The sequence below is a fragment of the Histidinibacterium aquaticum genome (assembly GCF_008710275.1).
Taxonomy (GTDB): domain Bacteria; phylum Pseudomonadota; class Alphaproteobacteria; order Rhodobacterales; family Rhodobacteraceae; genus Oceanicola; species Oceanicola aquaticus.
The window spans coordinates 39,601-59,963 of sequence record NZ_VYQE01000008.1 but is presented as its reverse complement, the minus strand read 5'-3'; the positions used below and the strand labels follow the sequence as shown (position 1 = coordinate 59,963).

The 20,363-nt window shown below is 66.3% G+C and carries 20 protein-coding genes; 8 read left to right on the top strand and 12 right to left on the bottom strand.

Features of this window, described 5'->3' with window-relative positions; all coding sequences use genetic code 11:
- Positions 1-90: 90 nt before the first annotated feature.
- Together F3S47_RS18875 and F3S47_RS18870 are read left to right on the top strand one after the other, a co-directional pair.
- The gene (locus F3S47_RS18875; RefSeq protein WP_150446875.1) at positions 91-1,428 is read left to right on the top strand and encodes a sugar transporter; all 1,338 of its coding nucleotides are present in this window, start codon (positions 91-93) and stop codon (positions 1,426-1,428) included.
- Between the two features lie 12 nt (positions 1,429-1,440).
- Positions 1,441-2,094 (top strand): ABC transporter ATP-binding protein, encoded by a 654-nt coding sequence (locus F3S47_RS18870; RefSeq protein WP_150446874.1) that lies wholly within the window; start codon positions 1,441-1,443, stop codon positions 2,092-2,094.
- A 15-nt stretch (positions 2,095-2,109) separates the two neighbouring features.
- Here F3S47_RS18870 and F3S47_RS18865 read toward each other — a convergent pair whose 3' ends face one another.
- From F3S47_RS18865 to F3S47_RS18850, 4 genes are read right to left on the bottom strand one after another with little or no spacing between them, the layout of a single operon-like run.
- A complete protein-coding gene (locus tag F3S47_RS18865) occupies positions 2,110-3,090 on the bottom strand; it encodes a hypothetical protein (protein ID WP_150446873.1) in 981 nt (326 codons plus the stop codon).
- Complete coding sequence (locus tag F3S47_RS18860; RefSeq protein WP_150446872.1) at positions 3,087-4,052, bottom strand: glycosyltransferase family 2 protein; 966 nt, start codon at positions 4,050-4,052, stop codon at positions 3,087-3,089. The genes F3S47_RS18865 and F3S47_RS18860 overlap by 4 nt, the downstream gene beginning before the upstream one ends.
- The gene (locus tag F3S47_RS18855; protein ID WP_150446871.1) at positions 4,049-4,573 is read right to left on the bottom strand and encodes a hypothetical protein; all 525 of its coding nucleotides are present in this window, start codon (positions 4,571-4,573) and stop codon (positions 4,049-4,051) included. Before F3S47_RS18855 ends, F3S47_RS18860 begins: the two co-directional genes overlap by 4 nt.
- Positions 4,554-6,425 carry a glycosyl transferase gene (locus F3S47_RS18850; RefSeq protein WP_223877884.1) on the bottom strand — a complete coding sequence of 624 codons (1,872 nt, stop codon included), beginning with the start codon at positions 6,423-6,425 and terminating at the stop codon, positions 4,554-4,556. Before F3S47_RS18850 ends, F3S47_RS18855 begins: the two co-directional genes overlap by 20 nt.
- Positions 6,426-6,627: 202 nt before the next feature.
- Here F3S47_RS18850 and F3S47_RS18845 point away from each other — a divergent pair, with 202 nt between their 5' ends.
- The gene (locus tag F3S47_RS18845) at positions 6,628-7,560 is read left to right on the top strand and encodes a hypothetical protein (RefSeq protein ID WP_150446870.1); all 933 of its coding nucleotides are present in this window, start codon (positions 6,628-6,630) and stop codon (positions 7,558-7,560) included.
- Positions 7,561-7,570: 10 nt separating this feature from the next.
- Here F3S47_RS18845 and F3S47_RS18840 read toward each other — a convergent pair whose 3' ends face one another.
- Positions 7,571-8,683 (bottom strand): hypothetical protein, encoded by a 1,113-nt coding sequence (locus tag F3S47_RS18840; protein WP_150446869.1) that lies wholly within the window; start codon positions 8,681-8,683, stop codon positions 7,571-7,573.
- A 202-nt stretch (positions 8,684-8,885) separates the two neighbouring features.
- A complete protein-coding gene (locus tag F3S47_RS18835; protein WP_150446868.1) occupies positions 8,886-9,800 on the bottom strand; it encodes a putative nucleotide-diphospho-sugar transferase in 915 nt (304 codons plus the stop codon).
- Positions 9,801-10,119: 319 nt separating this feature from the next.
- Between F3S47_RS18835 and F3S47_RS18830 the strand changes: the two genes are divergently transcribed.
- Positions 10,120-10,566 (top strand): hypothetical protein, encoded by a 447-nt coding sequence (locus tag F3S47_RS18830; RefSeq protein WP_150446867.1) that lies wholly within the window; start codon positions 10,120-10,122, stop codon positions 10,564-10,566.
- Here F3S47_RS18830 and F3S47_RS18825 read toward each other — a convergent pair.
- The 3 genes from F3S47_RS18825 to F3S47_RS18815 all read right to left on the bottom strand — a co-directional run bounded on the left by F3S47_RS18825 (position 10,535) and on the right by F3S47_RS18815 (position 13,716).
- Positions 10,535-11,752: a hypothetical protein gene (locus F3S47_RS18825; protein WP_150446866.1), complete on the bottom strand. Its 1,218-nt coding sequence runs from the start codon at positions 11,750-11,752 to the stop codon at positions 10,535-10,537. The genes F3S47_RS18830 and F3S47_RS18825 overlap by 32 nt on opposite strands.
- Before the next feature lie 30 nt (positions 11,753-11,782).
- The gene (locus F3S47_RS18820; RefSeq protein WP_150446865.1) at positions 11,783-12,889 is read right to left on the bottom strand and encodes a UbiA family prenyltransferase; all 1,107 of its coding nucleotides are present in this window, start codon (positions 12,887-12,889) and stop codon (positions 11,783-11,785) included.
- Between the two features lie 65 nt (positions 12,890-12,954).
- Positions 12,955-13,716, bottom strand: coding sequence for an FkbM family methyltransferase (locus F3S47_RS18815; RefSeq protein ID WP_150446864.1), 762 nt, complete (start codon positions 13,714-13,716; stop codon positions 12,955-12,957).
- A 229-nt stretch (positions 13,717-13,945) separates the two neighbouring features.
- On the opposite strand from F3S47_RS18815, the gene F3S47_RS18810 reads away from it, so the two are divergent.
- The 4 genes from F3S47_RS18810 to F3S47_RS18795 all read left to right on the top strand — a co-directional run bounded on the left by F3S47_RS18810 (position 13,946) and on the right by F3S47_RS18795 (position 18,118).
- Positions 13,946-14,533, top strand: a complete 588-nt coding sequence (locus tag F3S47_RS18810; RefSeq protein ID WP_150446863.1) for a hypothetical protein — start codon at positions 13,946-13,948, stop codon at positions 14,531-14,533.
- Positions 14,534-14,578: 45 nt separating this feature from the next.
- The gene (locus F3S47_RS18805) at positions 14,579-15,514 is read left to right on the top strand and encodes a hypothetical protein (RefSeq protein WP_150446862.1); all 936 of its coding nucleotides are present in this window, start codon (positions 14,579-14,581) and stop codon (positions 15,512-15,514) included.
- 116 nt (positions 15,515-15,630) lie between these two features.
- On the top strand, positions 15,631-16,452 hold the full coding sequence (locus F3S47_RS18800) for a cupin domain-containing protein (protein ID WP_150446861.1): 822 nt from the start codon (positions 15,631-15,633) through the stop codon (positions 16,450-16,452).
- A gap of 217 nt (positions 16,453-16,669) precedes the next feature.
- Positions 16,670-18,118 (top strand): helix-turn-helix domain-containing protein, encoded by a 1,449-nt coding sequence (locus F3S47_RS18795; RefSeq protein ID WP_223877886.1) that lies wholly within the window; start codon positions 16,670-16,672, stop codon positions 18,116-18,118.
- 36 nt (positions 18,119-18,154) lie between these two features.
- On the opposite strand, the gene F3S47_RS18790 is transcribed toward F3S47_RS18795, so the two are convergent.
- From F3S47_RS18790 to F3S47_RS18780, 3 genes are all read right to left on the bottom strand, one after another.
- A complete protein-coding gene (locus F3S47_RS18790) occupies positions 18,155-19,027 on the bottom strand; it encodes a CsgG/HfaB family protein (RefSeq protein ID WP_191090251.1) in 873 nt (290 codons plus the stop codon).
- A 103-nt stretch (positions 19,028-19,130) separates the two neighbouring features.
- On the bottom strand, positions 19,131-19,451 hold the full coding sequence (locus tag F3S47_RS18785; RefSeq protein WP_150446858.1) for a curli assembly protein CsgF: 321 nt from the start codon (positions 19,449-19,451) through the stop codon (positions 19,131-19,133).
- Between the two features lie 188 nt (positions 19,452-19,639).
- A complete protein-coding gene (locus F3S47_RS18780) occupies positions 19,640-20,242 on the bottom strand; it encodes a hypothetical protein (RefSeq protein ID WP_150446857.1) in 603 nt (200 codons plus the stop codon).
- Positions 20,243-20,363 lie beyond the last annotated feature (121 nt).

Below are 20,363 nucleotides of genomic sequence, written 5' to 3'. Positions count from 1 at the left end.
CGTCCAGGGGGCCTGAGAAAGCTGGCCTTTCGAGCGCGGAGTATGTAGAAGCCCTGACTTGAGATCAAACCGGATCCGAATGGACTGAATTTGGCGGACCAAGCGAAACCCGACCGTCCTTCTCCGGAGGTCACCTTCCTCCGCCAGGCCGATGAACCGCGCCCCAAGACGCCGGAAGCCCCGGCCGAGAAGACGGAGCCGAAACCCAAACCCAAGCCCGAAAGCGACAAGGGCGGCAGTGGCAAGCCCGCTCCCAAGAAGGGTGGCCAGAAGAAGCCGCTCGACGTCGTCGAGGTCACGCCCGCCGCGAAACCCGCCAGGATGCGCAAGCGGCACTGGGGCCTGCTGTTCCTATTCCTGCTGACGGTCGTAGCCCCTCTCGGGGTGGCCGGATGGTATCTCTGGGAACGTGCGGAAGACCAGTACGCCTCTACCGTCGGCTTCACCGTTCGGCAGGAGGAGAACACTTCGGCCAGTGCCCTTCTAGGGGGACTCACGAGCCTGACCGGGGGGGCGGCCTCCACGGACGCCAACATCCTCTACGAGTTCATCCAGAGCCAGAGCCTGGTTTCCAGCGTCAACGAGCGGCTGAACCTGATCGAGGCCTATTCTGCGCCCTACGAGCAGGATCCCGTCTTTGCCCTGGATCCCAACGCCTCTCTCACGGAACTGACCGACTACTGGCGCCGGATGGTCCGGATCTCCTTCGACGAAGCATCGGGTCTTGTCGAGCTCCGGATACTCGCGTTCGAGCCGGAATTCGCCCAGTCCTTGGCGCAAGAAATCCTCGACGAGAGCCAGGTACTTATCAATGAACTCAACGCCGCCGCCCGCTCTGATACGATCAGCTACGCCGAGGCTGACCTCGAGGAGGCGCTGGAACGTGTCCGGGATGCCCGCGAGGCGCTGACCCTGTTTCGTACGCGGACGCAAATTGTCGATCCAGAGACGGACATCCAGGGCCGGATGGGCGTGCTGAACAACCTTCAACAACAGCTGGCCCAGGCCCTCATCGAGTACGACCTCCTAGTCCAGAGCACTTCCGAGAGCGACCCCCGCGTCTCTCAGGTCCAGAGCCGCATTGACGTCATCCGTGAGCGCATCTCAGAAGAGCGATCGAGCTTCGCGACAGAAGAGGCCAACTCGGCCGGCGAGGATTACCCGACGCTCATGGCTGAGTATGAGAGCCTCACCGTCGACCGGGAGTTCGCCGAGGAGACCTACCGCGCGGCTCTCGCGGCTCTCGACGCCGCCCGCAGTGCCGCGAACCGGCAGACCCGGTACCTCGCCGCCTATATCCAGCCGACATATCCTGAAGTGGCGGAGTTCCCGCGGCGCTGGGTCCTCATGGGCATCGCCGCGCTCTTCCTGTTCCTGGCCTGGGCGATCATCTCACTGGTCTACTACTCGATCCGCGACAGCCGGTGAGACCCTGCGCCGATGATCCGGTTCGAGAACCTCTCCAAGAGCTTCTGGCTCAAGGGCCGCCGGAAGGTGGTGATCGACAATCTCAACCTGACGCTTCCCACCGGCACCTCGCTGGCGCTCTTGGGGCGTAACGGCGCGGGCAAGTCCACGCTCCTGTCGATCATCGCCGGGACCCTCGCCCCCGACACCGGCCGGATCATCACCGACGGGGCGATCTCCTGGCCCGTGGGCTTCGGCGGCGCGATCCACGGTGAGCTCACCGGGGCGCAGAACTGCCGCTTCGTGGCGCGCATCTATGGGGTCGAGACCGAGGAGCTGATGCAGTTCGTGCGTCACTTCGCCGAGCTGGGCCCGCATTTCCACATGCCAGTGCGGACCTACTCCTCGGGCATGAAGTCACGTCTGAGCTTCGGCCTCTCCATGGGGATCAAGTTCGACACCTACTTGATCGACGAGGCCACGGCGGTGGGTGACGCGCGCTTCAACAAGAAGAGTCGGGCCGTCTTCCACAGTCGGGTTAAGAACGCCTCTGCCATCATGGTCAGCCACAGCATGAGCCAAGTACGCCAGTTCTGCGATACCGGCGTCGTGCTGAACAAAGGCCGGCTGGAGTACTATCCCGATCTCGAGGAAGCCATTGCGCGGCACGAGAAGCTCGTTTCCTGAGAGGGGCAGGGAGGGTCACTCCCGGGCGCGGCGCAGTCTCTCGTAGGTCTCCCGCAGGTAGCGCTCTCCGGGCAGGGCGAGATCGAGGTCCGAGCGCAGCCGGCCGAGGGCTGCGGCGACGGCCCGGCGTTCGGCCCGGTCCTGGGACGCGATGCACAGCAAGATTTCGGAGAGCGCGCGGCTCGCGTCTCCCGAGGTCAGGGCATTCATAATCCGGGAGAGAGGGCCCGTTTCGCTGCGAAACACCTCGGCGATGCTCCCCGAACCGGCACAGATCGTCTCAAGGCGGTCGAGAACCTCGCCAACCTCCTCCGGACCCAGCAGCGTGAGCTCGTCAGAGAGCCAGGCCGGACGGACCCATGCCTCCTTGATCGCAGCGGCGAGTAGGGCAGGGGCGAGGCTCCGGGGGACAGGCTCAAGCACGGGGGCGGTCCCGACCATGGCAGGAGAGCCCGCTTCCTCGAGGCGCTTCAGATAGAAGGCAGCGGCCTCCACCAGGTCGGAGGATCCGGGTGCGGCATAGGGGACGAGCCGAGCCGGATCCGGGCGAAGGTTGGCTGGAACCTCAGGGGGCCAGCGATGGCTCTCGGGCGGGGGTAGGGGCGTGTCCAGACCCGCCAGCCGGAAGCCGCGGGCGAGCAGGTGCAGCCGCCCGGGATGCTTCGAGAGGCTCTGGCGCAGCTCCGCGAGACCCTCGGCCTGCAGTACCCCTCCGGGAGGCAGGAAGAGCCCGGGATGGGTCGCGGCGGCGGCGGCGGTTTCCGCCAAGACCTCGCTCGAGGTCCTGGCATCGAGATGGATCTGCTCGGGCGGCCGCGGCCACCCGCCCGCATCGGCGAAGCGGGCGAGGACCGGGCTCGGACCGGCATGGGCGATGACGATCTCGTCCTCTTCTCCGGCCATCTCCGAGAGGCTTTTCAAGGTGGCCCAGTGACGAAAATCGTCGTCATCGGCGGCCGGCGGAAGACAGAGCAAAAAAGCCAGCGGTGCGGTCATGCGGCGTCTCCCATGGCGAGATGGATGAGGATGTCGCGGGCCAGCACGGGGTCCTCCATGGCGATCCGCGCGTAGAAATCGGGCCCTACATGCCGGGCGAAGAAGCGGGCGGAGAGGGCCTCAAGCCTCGGATGCAGCTCGGGCACGATGTTCTCGCGGAGCCAGCCGAGCAGGTAGCCCACGAAGCGCAGGAAGGGCAGGGCGAGCGGGCGGTCGGGCAGCAATCGCCTGGCCAGCACATCGAGCGACTCGAAGACCGCCAAGCGCGCTTCGCCAGTCTGGTTGGTGAGGCGGCCCCCGCCGGGGCGGACGATGTGCAGGGCGCCGATGCGCCCCGAGGCGAGGACGGTCCGGGCCGCGTCGAAACTCTCCCAGTGCAGGGCGATGTCGTTGTGCACCGGGATCTCGGAGCAGCGGATGCCGTTCTCGCGCAGGAAGGCGGTCCGGTAAATCTTGTTCCAGGGATAGTTCGCCGCCTGGGCGAGCCGGGCCGAAACAGCCTCTGAAACGGGCCCTGACAGGGCCGTGGCCGAGAGCCCGGAGGCGGCCCAGAGCGCCTCGTCGGCATGGGGCTGTGCCCAGCCGCGCCAGAGCATGCGGCTGTCGGCATGCCGGAAGATGCAGAAGTCGTAGTCGCGCCCCGCGAGATCCGCCCAGAGCGGGCCGATCTCCGGGCTCAGCCGATCGTCGCCGTCGAAGTAGAGCAGGTGGGAGGCGCTCACCGCCTCGAGCCCCCGGTTCCGGGCGCCCCCGGCCCCGCGGGAGACCTCTTCGCGCAAGAGCGTGACGGGCAGGCCCCGGGCGGCGCGGCGCAGCGCCCTTTCCTTCAGCGGCGGGTCGCTTCCGTCGTCGACCACCACGATCTCGCTGACGGCCTTCGTCCCGGCGGCCTCGCGCAGGAGCCGTGGCAGGTCTGCGTGGTCGTTTCGCGTCGGGACGACGAGGGCGAGACTCTCGGTCATGCCGTGAAGACCCTGAAATCGAGGAGCGTCGCGCGGAAGGGGCGGGTGGGGAAGAAGAGGATCACCTCGCGCCAGGGCGGGTCGGCCGGCGCGTCGGACCGGTCGCCCAGGGCGACCGCGTCCATGTGGCTGCCGATCTCCGGGCGCAGCAGCAGGTGCTTGTCGAAGAACCGGTCAACGAAGCCCTCACGGGTGCCGGAGCGCAGGCATGCCCGGGCGCGGGTGATCTCGGGCGCCACGCCGCTGCACATGAGGCCCAGGAAGCCCGCCTCCTTCAGGAGACCTCCGGAGAAGCGCATGTGGAGGGCGCACCAGCCGCCCGGCCCCGAGGTGCGCACGTCCAGTTCGAGCAGGCGTCCCCGCGGAGAACGCCACTCCCCCTCGATGCCGAGCGCCGGATCGGCGTCGACCCGGATCCGGTGAGCGAGACGGGTGCGGGAGGACAGCGTGCCCGAGGCCTCGCGCCGTACCAGGGCCGCGATCCGCCGGTTGGTGCGATCCTCAGGCCGAGCGAACAGCACGGGACGGACTTTCGGGTGTCTTTGAGAGGCTGGCGGCTCGCGGTTCGAGCTCGAGGGCCTTCTGCCAGAACGCCTCGCTCGTCAGCCGTGGATAGGCCGCCTGCCAGTCCGACTTCAGGCCGGAATAGTGCCTGTTCAGGCGCAGGAGATTGCGCAGGAGGCGCCAACCCTCCCGGAAGGCGGCGCGCTTGGAATGGCGGACGGTGTAGCTCTGTCCGCTCTCCGGGTTCACCGTGGTGATCTCGGCCGCGCCCCAGACCCAGCGGATCCGCGACCGGGCCTCGGATGTCATGGTGATCCGGTTGCCGATCCGCGCGAAGCCCGGAAGCAGGTGTCCGTTGACCGTAAGCTTCATCAGCCAGCGGATGACCGGGTTCCACGGGGAGAACCGCTCCCGCTCCGGAGGCAGCGGGCCGTCCATGGGGGCCCAGGCCTCCTCCCGGCGCAGGGCGGCGAGGTCGGCGCGGCGCTGGCTCATGTCGGCGTTCGCCGCGAACCAGTCGGGCCCGCGCATCACGTCCTCCACGGCGAGGTTGATCGCCGAGAGGGTCTCGTAGTGCATGCGGATCACGTTGCGGGCCCAAAACCAGACCGGGATCTTCAGCAGCCGTAGCCGGCCGCGGTCCATCTTCGGCAGGCTCAGGTGGTGGGCCAGGTGGCTGCGCAGATCGAGGTACCAGGTGAGGGGGCTTTCCTTGCCGGTGAATCCGTCCTGGAAGGAGGCCACGCCGTTCAGGGTGACCGGTGCGAAATCGTGGGCAAGGGCGAAGCTCACGTCGTCGCCGCGCACGAAGAAGGGGAAGGGCAGGTGGCGCACCGCCTCCAGCGGGAAGGCGAAGTACCACCAGCCGCCGTAGAAGTTGGGCGGGTTGGGGCCGGCCGCGTCGAACTCGATCTCGCGGACCTCGGAGAAGCGCCGCAGATCCGCCGCGAGGTGCTGGGGGATGCAGCGCCCGTCGAAGAGCGCCCCGTTCTCCCAGAGCCGCCAGGGCTGATCGACGGTGATCATCGCGCCGGCGACGGCGGTGGCGGGATCGGTGGCATAGGCGAGGAAAGTGCGGGTGCGCTCCAGCGCCTCCATGTGCACCGAGGCGTCGTCGTCCATGAAGAGGCAGTGGCTGGCCCCTTGCTCGCGCGCCTCCAGGAGCCCCCGGGCGAAGCCGCCGGCGCCGCCGAGGTTCTCGGAGGGGATCACGGTGACGGTGTCGGAGGGGGGCAGGTCGAGGCTCTGCCCGTTGTCGACAATCTGCATCCGAATCCGGTCTTTGAGCTCCGGATGTGTCTCTATCCAGGCCTGAAACCGCTCCGCCGTTCGGGTGGCGGCAGCCTCGCGGCGGAAGGTGGTGACCGAGACCACGAGCTCCGGATCGCGGAGGGGTGCCTGTGCGGTGAGCCAGTCAGCCGCCTCCAGCCGCGCCGGACCGAGGGCAGTGAGCTGCAGCGCCAGGATCCGCCGGTCGTCCACCGGGCCGGGCAGAAGGGCGTCGAGATCAAGGGTCGCGGGGTCGCTCTCGGAGAGGGTCACCACCTCGGTCCTGACCGGCGAGACCGGGCCCCGGGGCCGAGTCTCAAGCAAGCAGACCTCGAAGCGCCCCTCCCCCGCGAGTTGCAGCGAGAGGCTCTCCAGCCCCGTGCGGTTGCGCCACTTGCCCAGGGCGAAGAGGTTGAACCAGGTGTCGAACCGGACCCGCCCGCCCCCGCCAAACTCCAGCCGCCGGTCTTCTTCTGAGAGCCCGACGCCCCCCCAGCTGTGGAGGTAGAGCGCACGCTCGGTGCATAGACCCTGTTCCGGCCAGATCAGGCTTTGGAGAAGGTGGCCGTCCCCGGCGGTGGTCAGCTGGCGATCTTGCACGTCACGGCCCCTGCCTGCGCGGTCCAATGGCAGCGTTCTACCGGTGGCCCTTGGGGGGCGCAACGGACCGGGCCGGGGCCTCTCCAGAAAGCGCTTTAGGCCGCAGTCGCGCTGTGCTTGAAGGTGCCCGAATGACAGGCAGGGATATCGACGTGACGGCAAGAACCGGCGGCAGGGGCCCCGCCCGGAAGGGCGGGTGGCGATGAAGGCGATCGTACACATCGGCACTCCGAAGACCGGAACGACGACGCTGCAGCACGCGCTTGTCGCGAACCGGGAGGCGCTGGAGCGGCAGGGGGTGCTGCACCGGGTCCATGGACCGAGGCCGAACCAGTCCGAGCTGCTGATCATCGCCCAGACCCGGATCGGCAGGCCGGTGAGCGACGGGATCCTGCAGCGCATCTTCGGCTTCTCCTCGATGGACGGACAGAGCCGGGTGGCGGAGGAGATGACCCGCCGGATCGACGCCGACATCGAGACTACCGACTGCCCGCGCTGTCTCTTTTCCTGCGAGATGCTCGGCTGGCCCTACCGGCGGCGGCGCTCGATACAGGCCTACCACGACTTCTTCTCCGAGCGCTTCGACGAGGTCGAGTACATCATCTACCTGCGCCCCCAGGACAGCTGGATGTTAAGCTCCTACTCCCAGAACCTGAAAAACGGCGGCACGGATACCATGGCGGAGCACCTCGCCCGGTTCGAGCCTCCCGACTACGACGCCTTCGTCCGCAGGCTGGAGAGCGTCGTTGGGCCAGAGCGCCTGCAGGTCCGGCTTTTCGACCGGGCCCGGTTCGAGGGCGGGGATTTCCTTACTGACTTCAGCCATGCCGCGGATCTGGAGGGCCTTACGGTCTCAGAGGAGGAGCGTCGCAACGAGAAGCTCACCGCTGTCGAGGCGGCGCGCATGCGGCGTGTGAACGAGATTGCCGCGCGGCTCGGCCATGGCTGGCCCGGCTTCCTGCTCCGGATTGGTCTCAACCGCTCCGCGGCGCTGCTGGAACGGGGAGGGGCCCCCGCCCTCGCCTTCAGCGAAGAGGACAAGGCCCGGATCCGGGAGGTGGCAGCGCCCTCGAACGAGGCGCTCCGCCGCTACCGCTTCCCCGAACTCGACACCCTCTTCCCTTCGATGGCCTGAGCCTGAGGGGTCATTCCGGCTCCGAGTCGAGATCGAGCTGGTCGAGGTAGTCCGCGACCGGCCCGGGCAACCTGCGGTGCGCGAGTTCCCTTGCGCCGGCGAGGGCCTGGGGTGCGACCTTGGCCTCGGGATGGGGCAGGATCCGGGTTACGGCGTTCAAGTCGTCGAAGAAGCCGGAGCGGCCCGCGAGCTCTCCGAGTTTCGCGTCGATCGGGGCGAACTCCTCCAGCATCTGCTGCCGCATGGGCTCGCCGAAGAGTTCGATGCTCCGCGAAGCGGGCAGGCCCAGCGTGTCGGCCGACTTGCTGAGCAGCGCCCTGAGGCGCTTCGCCTCCTCCGGCGGCAGCTCCTGGTTGGCGCGCCGGACGATCTCGTAGATCCCCCGGTGGAGGCTGGGATTGGTCATGGTCGCATCGGAGGCGAGCCAGGGTCTGCGGATGCCGAACTCGCCGAGGAACTTCTCGATGAGCCCGCCGGAGGCCATCACCTCTCCGTAGCTCCAGAGATGGAGCCGGGCCTCGGGAAGGACTTTGAGCCATCCCCGTAGCATACTCATGTAGTTGAAATGGATGGTCTTGCGGTAGAACTCCACGCCGCGGCCGGAAAGCGAAGGCACCTTGTGGCCGAACTTCAGCCGCTGGCTGTGCCAGGAGGGCAGGTGGTCGTCGATGCGCCGGAAGGCGGCGACGAGATGTATCTCCCCCTCCGGCAGGGAGTCCCGCAGCCTGGAGATGAGATCGGGCTTCTGGCCCAGCCGGCCCATGACCTCCGAGGCGAGGACGAGCGTCTCGGGTGCATGATGCTCGGTCAGTGTCTCAATCGTCCGGAGCATCTGGCCCGAGGGCGGCAGGTTCCGGTGAAAGGGCGGGACCCGGCCGGTCTTCGTCTCCGCGAGCATCTGGAAGGCGAGGGCGTTGTGGGGCTCGCGGGCGTTGATCGGCAGGGCCTTCCGGCGGATCCGGCGGGGCCAGAGCGCGGACTTGAGCAGCAGCGCCTGGCCCTCGGCCTCCACCGGCGGATAGAGCAGGCCGCTCTTCAGGAAGGCACGGCCGTTGCGGGACAGGAAATCCTGCAGAGCGGTGGAGCCGACCTTGTGATGTCCGATGAAGAGAATTGTTCTCACGGTGTGAGCCCTCGGCAGATCAGGGGTGGCGGGACCCCGTCGTCGCGGTCGCTTTGTCCGTGTCGTGCGGCCCCGATCGCGTCTTGGTTTCGCTGCGGGATGACCGCTGTCCGCGCTTTCTAGCTGTTTGATCCCGAGGAGCAACTCCACCCAGCGCAGGAGCGACAGGGTGTGTCTTTTGCCCATGGTCGGGAAGGGCTGGTCAGCGCCGTCCGAGTAGTCGGCCTGCCGACTTGCGAGCCCATCGCTTGGCCCGGCGCTGCAAGGTGTCGGGAGGAGTTCGCTTCGGCACGGGCGGCGGCTCGGGCTGGTCCTCGGGGGGTTCGCAGACGGTAGTGTCGAAGTTGCCGTTAACGAAAGGATCCTCCTGCAACTGCTTGTGGACGAGATCGCTGAGCTTCGACCCCAGCGCCTCCCGCACGGTCAGCGGCTTTGTCGGATCCCCGGGTGGACGCTTGTGCAGGGTCGCTTCGTGGATGATCCGGGGACCCGCGCGCAGCCCGCCCAGCAGCCTGATGTAGGGCGGATGCTTGATGTTGTACTCGTAGGGCAGGGCGGTGAAGGCGATCTCGCCGCTCCAGAGCAGCCGGCGCAGGGTCGGCTGGTCGAGTCGGGCCTCGCTCTCGCGGACCTCCCGCTCCCACCGGGCGAGGAACTCCTGCGTCCGCGGCGTCTTCCGGACCGCGAGAACCCCGGAATTGATCACCGGAAAGGCCCTCGGGATATCGGGGTCGCCGTATCCCATGGGTTTCCTGCGGTTGACCCCGTGCGCCCCGGCTATCTCGAAGTTGTCGAGCAGGTCGAAGAGCTCCGAGACATCGGTCAGGACCAGGATATCGGCGTCGAGGAAGACGGTCCGGTCGAAGCGGGTGCGCCGGGTCGCTTCCATCTTGGGGCGGAAGAAGCCGTCGCCCAGGGCGTGGATCCGGTCGAAGATTGGGTCCTCGACGGCCTGGTCCGTAAAGAGGTCGATTTCCGCTTTTGGCATCGCCAGCCGGAGCGTCCGCGCCGCCCGCCGGGCCAGCGTGGTGTAGTCGGCGCCGGTCGTGGCGAAGACGAAGCCTCGAGACTCCTTCGGGTCGCCACGTGTCGCGTGGTCCGGCGCGGTTGCCGACATCTATCCTGCTCCCAGGTGGGCCGGTCACGGCCGGCAGTCTTGTGGGACTATTGCCCTCCCCGCGTTTTCTCGCTGCCCGGGTAAGAAGGCAACCAGCAACAGTGCAGTGCCGCCAGTGTTTGGTTGGGGCGCCTAGGGTTGCGCGACCTTGGCATCCCTTCGGTGGGCAATGAGAGCTCCGGAAGACACATTGTTCCGGCTCGCACCGCTAATCAGCGAGAGACTCTTGATCCGAGGGTCCGGTGGAGTGTTCGTCGCCATAGTCGACCCATCAGGGAGCGGAGGCCTTCGGACTCCTGAACCATGACATGAGCACCCGATGAGACCCTTGCCGGCTCTTGCCCTGAGCGTCTGCCTCGCGTCGCCTGCGCTGGCCGACGGACCGGATCGCGCGTCGGTCCTGCTGGGCTCGCGTCATGTTGAGCCTGCCCTCGACTTCGACGAGGTCAATCCCGGACTGTTCCTGACCTGGGAGAGGGACCTGGACTGGACGGTGGGTGCCTTTCACAACAGCTACGGGCGGACATCGGTGGCGGCGATGGTCGGCCGCTCCTGGGAGATCTCCGAGGACGTGGGGATCGGGGTCTTCGGAGGGGCTGCCCATTATCCCGGTGACGGTCGGACCTTCTCCGTCTCTGCCGGCGATGTCGTCCCGCTCGGCGGCCTGCAGTTGCGCCTCGGCAATGCCTTCGTCCAGGTCATTCCGAGCGATGGAGAGTGGGCCGACGCGATCGTCACCGGGGGCCTGACCTGGCGGCTGCCCTGAGGCCAGAGGCGGCCTCGGTCCGTCCCGGGATGGGTCCTAAGGCGAAGCGCAGGAAGACCGTGAATGCCAGCAGGGGAAGAAGATACACCCTGACGTATTTCAGGTACGGGAAACCGGCGAGCCACATCGCGAAAACCGCCAAGGTCATCGCGCAGAGGAGGCCGAACCAAGTCAGCTGTTCGAGCCATTCCGCTCTCTTGAGGAGAAGGTAAAACACGAGGGCGGAGGCGGCCCCGACGATCCAGTAATCATAGACCTTCATGCGCGGGTTCAGGAGGGTGACGAGGATCAGAGCCGTGAGGAAGAGAAGCGTCCTGGACTCCTTCGGATCGGGAGCCATCCCGGAAAAACGCCAGACACCGAACAGGAGCGTTGCGAGCCCGGCCACGAAGAGGACGTGCAGCACCAAGGCGGGGTATCGCCCGACGAACTCCCCGAAGACCGAATAGGGAGCGAGGCCGACGTCCTGGCCGGCCCCGCCCCCGGAGCCGAGGGCCTGCAGCCTCAGGGAGGCCAGGAACTCGCCGAAGAGATCGGGATGGGACAGTGCCTGCGCCCCGAAGAGCACCGCCCAGGAGAGCGCGCAGAGAAGCGAGGCTGCGACCCGTCTCCTGCTTCGCTCGGCCAGGACGCCGAAGACGAGGTAGGACAGGAAGTAGGGCTTGATCAGCGAGATCAGGCAGACGGTCACGAAGAAGGTGGCGGCCCGGGCGCGGGAGGCAGGAGCCTGGAAGACGGCGAACGAGGCGGTGATGGCCAGGAAATGGAGGAAGATGGTGACATTGCCGCTTCCGACCGATGTCATGAAGATGCTGCTGACCGTCAGGACGGAGGAGGCGATCGCCGCCAGGAAGAGGGGCAGCCCGATGCCGGACCTCAGGAAGAGGAGCGTGGCCGCGAGGTAGAGAAGCAGAAAGGCCGCCGGGAGCCATGTCCCGAGAGACGCAAAGGCGAAGAGAACGTAGGGTGAGTAGACGAAGTAGAGGCCCTCGAAGGACTGGTAGGCGGACTGCCCCTGGTTGAAGGCCGTAACGGCCGCTTCGTAGACACCCAGGTCCCAGAACACCTCGGGCCATTGCCGGTAGAGAAGAAGCAGGTTCCAGACGACCCCCAGCGCAAGCAGCGCGGCCAGGAGGCCGCGCTCCGTCTTTCTCGTTGTTTCCGGAAAGACCCTACCAACCGTCATTCGATAACCTGCCGCATGAACCTTGTCTCTTCAGGGAGACGAGAAGGGGAGCATCGCTCCGAAGAGCGCGAAACCCGCGATCAGGGCGACACTGACGTGGCTCGCCCGGTCCTTCGCGGCAAAGACGACGGGATCGTCGTGCATGGCCCCTCGGTGAGCGATGAAGACCATCCGGGTCAGCCAGTACAGAAGAATGCAGCATATGCCCCAGAGGGCCGGGGGATATCCGTAGAGCTGCAGGACCGCCGGCGAGTTCAGGTAAAGCGCCATGACCAGGACGGAGACGTAGCCGGAGGCCAGCCCGGCCGAGCAGACGATCGGCAGGTCCTCGATGCGATAGCCGCGCCCCTTGGCCTGCAGTTCGTCCCGCTTCAGCATGTCCACGAGCTCGGCCTGGCGCTTCACCGCCGCGAGCGAGAAGAAGAAGAAGATGGAGAAGGCCAGGAGCCAGACCGACAGGGCGATGTCGCTCGCCACGCCGCCGCCTATGATCCGGAACGTGTAGAGGCCCGCCAGAACGCAGATATCGACCACCACCTTTCGCTTGAGCCTGAGCGAATAGGCGGCGGAGACAATGAAGTAGGCCATGAGCGTCAGAAGAAAGAGGCCGCCGAGGAGGGCCGCTACCGCGGCGCCGGAGAGCAGCAGGCCCCCACCGAGAACCCGTCCATGGGAGGTGGGGATCGCGCCCGAGGCGAAGGGGCGAAAGCGCTTCCTGGGGTGGGCGCGGTCCGCCTCGATGTCGAGCAGGTCATTCAGGACATAGGCGCTCGAGGCGACGAGACAGAAGGCGACTGTGGCGAGCAGGCTCTCTGAGAACGTCGCCAGGTCGAAATGATGCCCGGCCAGCAGGGGGAGGAAGACCAGGACGTTCTTCAGCCACTGGTGGGGCCGCACGACTTGCAGGTACGGGTAAATCGACCCGCTTCCGGCGAGCCGAGGCTCTTTCGCGATGGTCTCCCCGGCGTTTCCGGCGGGGAGGGGCCCCGGGGCCGCACTCGTCCGATGTCCACTCAAAGGTCCGCTCCCGTCTCGGCCCGTGGGCCATTCGCAGAATGCATCACGCCATATTTTTTTCGCAAGCTCGCCGCTTTCCTGCCGAAATCTTGGAGGCGGTCGGAAACAATGACGCCTCATTCCGGGCACTATGAGGAACCACGCGAACAGAACAGGGAATCACCTGTTCTTCGGAGCCCCGGGCTTCAGGTGCGGCGTTCGAAACGGGTAATCGGGCCGTAGACGGTCGGAGTGTGGGTCTCGTCCAGAAGACCGGGGGTGAACTCACCCTCCACGAGGAGAAGCTCGATCTTCGAGGCCGTCTCCTTCGAAAGCGACAGCAGGATTTCCTCCTCCAGGCTCTCGATGTCGACCTTCAGCACGTCGATGCGACCACGCTCGGCGATGATCTCCGACAGGACGCGCTCGGCAGAGTGGACGTCCAGCTGCACTTTCTCGGGGAAATCCAGCCCCGCTCCGCCGTAGCGCCCGGTGGGCTCAAAACCGAACTCCAGCGTTCCGTCCTCGGCGGCGACACCCACGGGGTTCAGCACCACGCGGTCTGCGTAGGGGGCCACCTGCTCGGTGAGCTTGGTCACGTTCGCCGGGTTCGGTTCGTAGAGCCAGACCTTCACCTCGGGATTGCGGCTCAGGAAATACAGGGCCGAGATGCCCACGTTGGAGCCGAAATCGACCGCGGTCCTGATGCCGGGGGAGACCTCGTAGTCGAGCCGGCAGAAGATCTCGTTCACCGTCAACCGGTCGTCCGGTAGGAACATCGTCGCCTCCACGGTGCCGATCGGCGTCGCCAGCGAGACGTGCTTGGGATACCCGTCCTGCCGCCGGAGCACGTAATCGAGCAGATGCTCCACCGGGGGAGAGGTCACGGCGAAGCTGTTCGCGAACGCGCGCCAGTGACGGCGTTCCGTGATGGCCCCCATCTTGGAGGCAAGGGCCCGCTTGTGCATCCGGTCGTTCCCGTTTTCGGCAGTCCGTTACGGAGCGCCTGTCCCGGGGATGGATGTTGACGCCAAGGAAGGGCCTTCGCAACGATTTCCGTCTCGCAGCTCTGCTCCGTGCCGCTGCCGGCCACCCCGGATCCCCAGAGCCGCGATGGTTGACGCGGCGGCCCCCGACGCGACAGGCTTCTGGCCCTGAGTGGTCCGGATTGTCTCAGTTTCATCGGAGGTTATCGATATGACGCTTTCAACACCCACCGCAGCGCCAGGTACGATTCTTGGCAGCCTCGCCCTCTCGCTGGCCCTGGCCGGAGGTCCGGCCGTCGCCCAGAAGGAGCCGGCCCTGATCCGGCAGCATGTGCTCGAGCAGGTCTCCGTCTCCTCGGAGCCCTTCCACGAGCCGGCCCTCGACGAGCTGATCGAGCCCACGATGTGGCGCGTGGCCATCGAGCAGTACGGCGGCGGGCAGAGCATGCTCTTCATGGCCGTCGACGACGGCGAGGTGCTGCGTATTCACCGCCACGGAACGCCCGAGAGCCGGGAGAACTTTATCAGGCTTCTGCCCGACGACTTCCGTGTCGGGTCGGAGGCCGAGGCCCGGCGCATGATCGCCGCCGTCCTGACCCTGCATTCGGAGTTCAGCGAGCCTGAGGTGCCCTTGGAGGAGATTCGGGTGGAGGCCCGGGACGGGGAGTATCTCTTCGTCGACGGCGACCGCTTCGGCGAGGCGACGGGCTACCGCATCACCTACGACGCCGAGCAGCGCCCGACGGGGTTCGAGTACAGCTGGGAGCTCGATACCGAGCCGCTGGAGGAGGCGGGCTAGGACGCACTGAACCCGGAGGGACGATAAATTCAGCCAGGAGGAAAGATGAGTCCTAAACGTTTTGCAGCGATCCTTCTGTTTGCCATGGCGCCGGGCCTCGCAGGGGCGCAGAGCCCGGAAAGCGTTAACGTCAGTACCGACGGGATTACCGTGACGCTCTCCGTGGCCGGTGAGACCATCACCCGGACCTTCCCGCCGCAACAGGACACGGCCACGATGACCATGGCCCCCGATCGCCGGAGCTTCACCTTCCGGATGAACGGGACCTCTCTCCTGTTTCATCGTGTGTGCGGCGCCGCGCTTGACCTGTCTGAGGCTGAGGGGATCGAGGGGCTCGACACCGATGCCTTGAAGGGCAGCGGCCCGGCCTGGCGGGGATCCCTGCCGGTCTCCGATGGCTCCTACGACTACGTGGCCTTCGAACAGGGGGATGGCAGCTATCGAGGCTATACCGTGATCCGGATGGCGGGGGCGGTCACCCACGGGAGATGGGAGTTCAGCGGGTCGGGAGCAGCCGATGGCACCGAGCCGGAGCCCGCCTTCTCGGACGCGCAGCGCGACCTCGCGCTCGATCTCCTGGCCGAGGTTCTGGGCCTGCCGCGGCAGGGACTCGGCGACTATGTGACCCTGTCCCGCCTTCCGAGCGGCGGGCAGGGCGGGTTCGGCCCTGGCGTCGTGGCGGAGCTGGCGCTCGACGGGGCAGGCCGCGCCCTCCCGGCCGAGCAACTCCGCGACCAGCCCTGCGCCGGCCCAGAGGAGGGCGGGCCGGCCGAGATCCTGACGGTCCGGATCTTCCGCGAGGGCCCGGGCGGCGAGCCGCCGGAAGTCCAGGTCGAGCTCAGCGATCCGAGGACCCGCGACATCCGGGACTTCGGCCTCGAGGACGCCGCGGGAGAAAGCCGACAGGACTACAGCGCGGCGCTCTCGGAGGCTGCAGCCCAGCTGCAGTCCGGCGATCCGGTGAGTGGCCTCGCCCGATAGCTGGGCTCAGCAGTTTGGCTTTGCGCTTTCCCCCCGGCCGGGCCTAGCTTGGCCCCGGGGAGGCCCGGCCTCGCGGATTGGCCGCGAGGGGTGCCGCGGGTCCGGGGGAGAGAGACATGCCTGTCTTCAAGCGCGCCGGAGAGGGGGAGGCCACGCGGCCCGACACCCCCCGGGTCATCGATCTGCTGACGCGGGAAAGCACGAAGAGCGACCACGTGGAGGCCGCGCGGATCGCTGTGCCGAAGGGGACGGGGTACCAGGCCGATGTCGCCGCGGACGAGGTCGTCTGGTTCCAGGTCCTGCGGGGCTCAGGCTCGGTCAACGGCCAGCCGCTGGACCGCTCCCGCGTCGCCTTCACCTCTGCCGCCGGTTCCCTCGACCTCACCGCCGAGGAGGATCTCGACCTGCTCTGGGTGAGGGTGCCTGCCGCCTCGCGTTTCGACCCTAAGCTTGCCTCGGACGGCCGGGAGCTGACCGTTATAGACTGGTCCCGCGAGCCGATCCTGCAGTCGGAGCACGACTCCCGGAACCGGATCTACATGGCGACCCCGGCGCTGGTGGGGACCGATGCGATCAAGGCCGAGATGGTCACCTATCCGCCCGGCACCGCTGCGCCGGAGCACCATCACGTGGGGGCCGAGCATTTCCAGTTCGTCCTCTCGGGGAAGGGGACCGCGGTGCTGAACGGCGAGCCCCTCGAGCTCGCGGCGGGCGATGTCCTTTACCACTATGAACACGAGCTGCACTATTTCTTCACCGACCCGGGCTCTGGCGAGGACTTCGTCTTCGTGGAGTTCTTCGTCCCCGGCCATTGCGAGACCGTCTGGGTCGACGCCGCCTCCGCCTGCGCCTGGCTGCCGACCGGGAAGGATTCCACCGGCAACGCCCCGACCCGCGAGATCGCCTACCACGTGCATGGGGATGACGGGGGGATCTAGGGGCGGCAAGGGCAGAGGTGGCCGCCGGGCCTGTATACAGAAAGCGCTACAGCACTAGGCCGACGCTATCACTAACGTCGGCCTAGCAGGAGTAACGCTAATCGCTCAAGCTTCGGGAAATTGGTCCTAGGCCATACTGGCTTTTAAGTCGGATACTGGCCATCGGGGGGGTCCAAAGTTGCCGTCAGTTGACCATGCAAGCGACAACGCCTTTGGGATGCGGTTCGGTCGGCTCGTGCGCTCCTACCGCGAGGATACCGGACTGTCGCTGCGTGATCTGGCTGTTCGGGTCTGGGACGACGAAGGTCGCAAGGCCAGTCTCTCCCGGCTGGAGAACGGACGGGTAGGGCGGCCGGCCGCAAAGACGGTTCAGCTCATTGCGCTGGCTTTGGACATTCCTCAGGAGGAGATCGACCGCCTGCATGAACCGGCGTTGGAACCCGTGGTCGATCTCTCTGCACAACTCGACTATCTCTCCCGATCCAGCCGCGACCAGCTCGAAGCCCTGGCTCTGCGGTTCGAGATCGAACGGGTCTTCGAGCGTCCGAGTTCTGAATTGCGGGAGCTCCTCGAGCGGAAGGCGGAAGAGTTCCGGGCCTACAGACGCCAGTTTCAGCTGCTCGACGATCGTCAGGAAGAGATCGTCGCGGCGCGGACAGCGGCCAATGCGGCGGCCGAGCGGATGGATTTCGAGGAGAGCGAAAGCCAGCTTCGGGTCGCTGACAGGCTCCAGACGCTGTTGGCTGTCGAGACCAAAGAGGTGCGGGCGACACAGGCCCTCATGCAGGGGCGTGTCGAGGAGGCTTATACGATATTCGTTTCTGCTGCCGAGGCGCTACGCGAGATCGACCTGTTGGAGATGGCGCTCCGGCGGGATCGTTATTGCAGGCAGCTCTATTCTCACGGCGTGAGATATGGCCAGGAAGGCCTGTCGTTCGCGCTGGAGCTACAGCGACCGGCCGTCGAAGCTCTCCAGGACACGGATTGGCGGGAGGACTGGGCGAAAGTTCTTTCGAACCAGGCCATGGTGATGGCCACCATGGCGGCTCATGGGGACGACGAGTCAGCCGAGCTACTCGACGGAGCGGTCCAGGCATTCCGCGAGGCACTCTCTTACTATTCCAAGGAAGAGACGCCCCGGAAATGGGCGCTGACCCAGCAGAACCTCGCGGGGGCCCTGCATCAGCTCGCCGTGATGACCGAAGACCGCGCCCGGAAGACCGAGCTTTTCGAACAGTCGATCAGCACACTACGCCTCTCCCTGGGAATCCGCAGGAAGGAGGTCGTGCCGGACGAATGGGCGATGACGATGCACAATCTGGCGATCTCCTTGCGCGAACTGGGGAAGGGATCGAAAGACGAAATCGGTCAGCGGTACGTCAGGGAGGCTGTGGAGGCCGGCGAACAGGCGCTGACGGTGCGGACGCAGGCCGAGCATCCTCTCGACTGGGCCGTTACGAAGGAACAGCTTGCTTGGGCCGAATACGCACTGGCCCTGCATCCGACAATCAATGACTCGGAACTGCACATCCGAGCAGCCTGTACGCACGTCGAGGAACTGCTTGTCGGCTGCGACCGCGGGAAGTTTCCCCTGCTTTTCGAAAGGGCGACGGAACTGCGGCAGGAACTGGAAGAGGCGGCGAGCCCCCCAAAGGTCGAAACCTGAGGGCCGCGCGACGGCTCGCACGGCCCTCAGGGACATTCAGCTTTCCGGTTCGGCCTCTGCGTACATCGCCTGGACCTGCGAAGGCGTATAGCCGAGCCGGGCAAGTTCGTAGCGACGACGGTAGTTTTCGATGACCTCATTGCCGGCAACCTGATCGGCAAAGGACCATTGTCCTTCCTCAGCACCCTCGACAATCATGGCAAGCACAGCGAGTTCCATCGCTTCACGCGTCGCGAAGATCTCGGGTTCGTTGCGCGAGTAGCCGGTCTCGAACTCGAGGATCTCGTCCACCGCGACAAAGCGGAAGGCGTCTCCCTGCACCCGGACGGAGTAGACGGTCTTGGTGGTCGTCACGGAGGTCAGGACACGGCCGGTCGAGACGCTGACGGCGCGGAGCGCGATCGTGACTATGTCCTCGCGATACTCGTTGAAGCTGCCGATCCCGAGGAAACGCGCGCCGGTGCCGCCGGTGACCTGGTTGGTGTCATAGCCGACGATCGAGCCTTCGATCAGCGTACCGGCGAAGCGTAGCGGCGGCAGCGAGACACCGCCGGTGAAGGCCGCCTGGGTCTGTTCGATGATGCTGCGCTCGCGCAGGAGGTTGTCCACCCGGGCCCGCTCGACCACGTTGAACCACTGGCCGTTGCCAGCCTTAGCGAGCACGTCCGTCAGAATGTCGGCACCGCCCTGCGTCACGGCGCGGGAGAGCTCGGAGTACTCTTCCTGCGGCTCGTTCTGCCCTGTCAGGTCGGGGAAGGCATAGACCGCGACGTCCAGCGGCTGCGCCGGGGCCGGCAGCCGCTCCACCGTGAGGCCCGTCGAGGTCGCCGCCATGACCTCGGCCCCTTCAAGAAGAAGCGCGTCGCTCGCCGGTACAGCGATCTCGCAGCCTGCAAGTAGTCCAGCCATGCTGGCGCCGAGACATGCACGTCTGATGAATTTCATAGGCTTTCCTCGACCAGTTTTCTTACCGTGTCCCGGCCCCGGGTTTTCTTGCTTGTGCCCGGCGGGATCAGTCTTCCGTACCGACACCGACTTGCGGGACTTCGACACCCGTGTTGCCGATGGGAATGATGATTGTCGGCCCGCCGATATTGCCGCCCCCGCCGACCCCGGGAGTGGGAGCCTGCCCGCCACCGCCGCCGCCTTGGAGTTCGTCGGGATCAATAGTTGCGGTGCGCTGCACTTCGGCAAGGCCGAACAAGAACGTGCCGATATTCGGGTTCCCGCCGAAGTTCGGGTTGATGAAGTTGAAGTTGCGGTTCTCGGCGGCCGCCGCTCCACAGGTGAGGGCACCGACCACAGCAAACGTTGTGAAAAGCTTGACGTTCATGGTTCGACCTTTCGAACTGTTCGGCGGATCAGTACCACCGCTTGCGATTTCTCCAATACCGGGAGAGTGCCTCACAGAAGGTCGGCCCGGCATTGTGCCTCCCGCGCAACTTACACGAAGGGTGCGGTCAAGGGAAAAGCGCCGGCAACTTCAAATGTCGCCGGCGCCTAGTTACAGGCTAGCTCGCCTTAGAATTGCAGAACCGTGGTGGCGTTGCCGGGCCGGATGACAATACTCCCGGCGCTATCACGCCCGACGAATGCATTCACGGCGGCATCGTTGGCGGATTGAACGACACCGACCTGCAACCGGCCGCTGGGGGACTCCCCCGCGGAGACGCCTGCACTCGGTGCTGCACTGCCCGAGGCAAGGTAGTCGGTGACGGTCAGATCGACTTGACGGCCGGCGCCGAACTGCGCGACTCCGACATCGGTACGATTGCCGAAGACGTTGACATCGGCGCGGTGGAAGGCCCCGACCTGCAGCGTGCCGACACGGTTCCCGTAACCGACAATGGTCGTTCGGCTGAGGTTGCCGAGACCGAGCTGCGCGGTGCCGCTCTCGTTCGACCGACCGGCGATGACGGCGGACGACTGGTTGAGGACGCCGTACTGCATCGATGCGGAGGTATTGCCGCGACCCGCGGTAAACTGCGCGGCCGTGTTGACGGAGCCGACCTGGTGGATGGCCGAGTTGTTGCCGGTACCACCGCTGATGTTGGCCCCACGATTCTGGTCACCCAGCTGCGTCACGAACGCTTCGTTGGCGAAGGCGCCGGTCGCGAGCGTCAAGATGCAGGCCGCGGCAGTAAGTGTGCGTCGGAAACAATGCATCTCAGAAATCCTGGAAATAAGAGAAACCGGCTCGTCCGCTACAGCGGACAAGTGATGTGAATTCGCAGTGTCGGTGGCC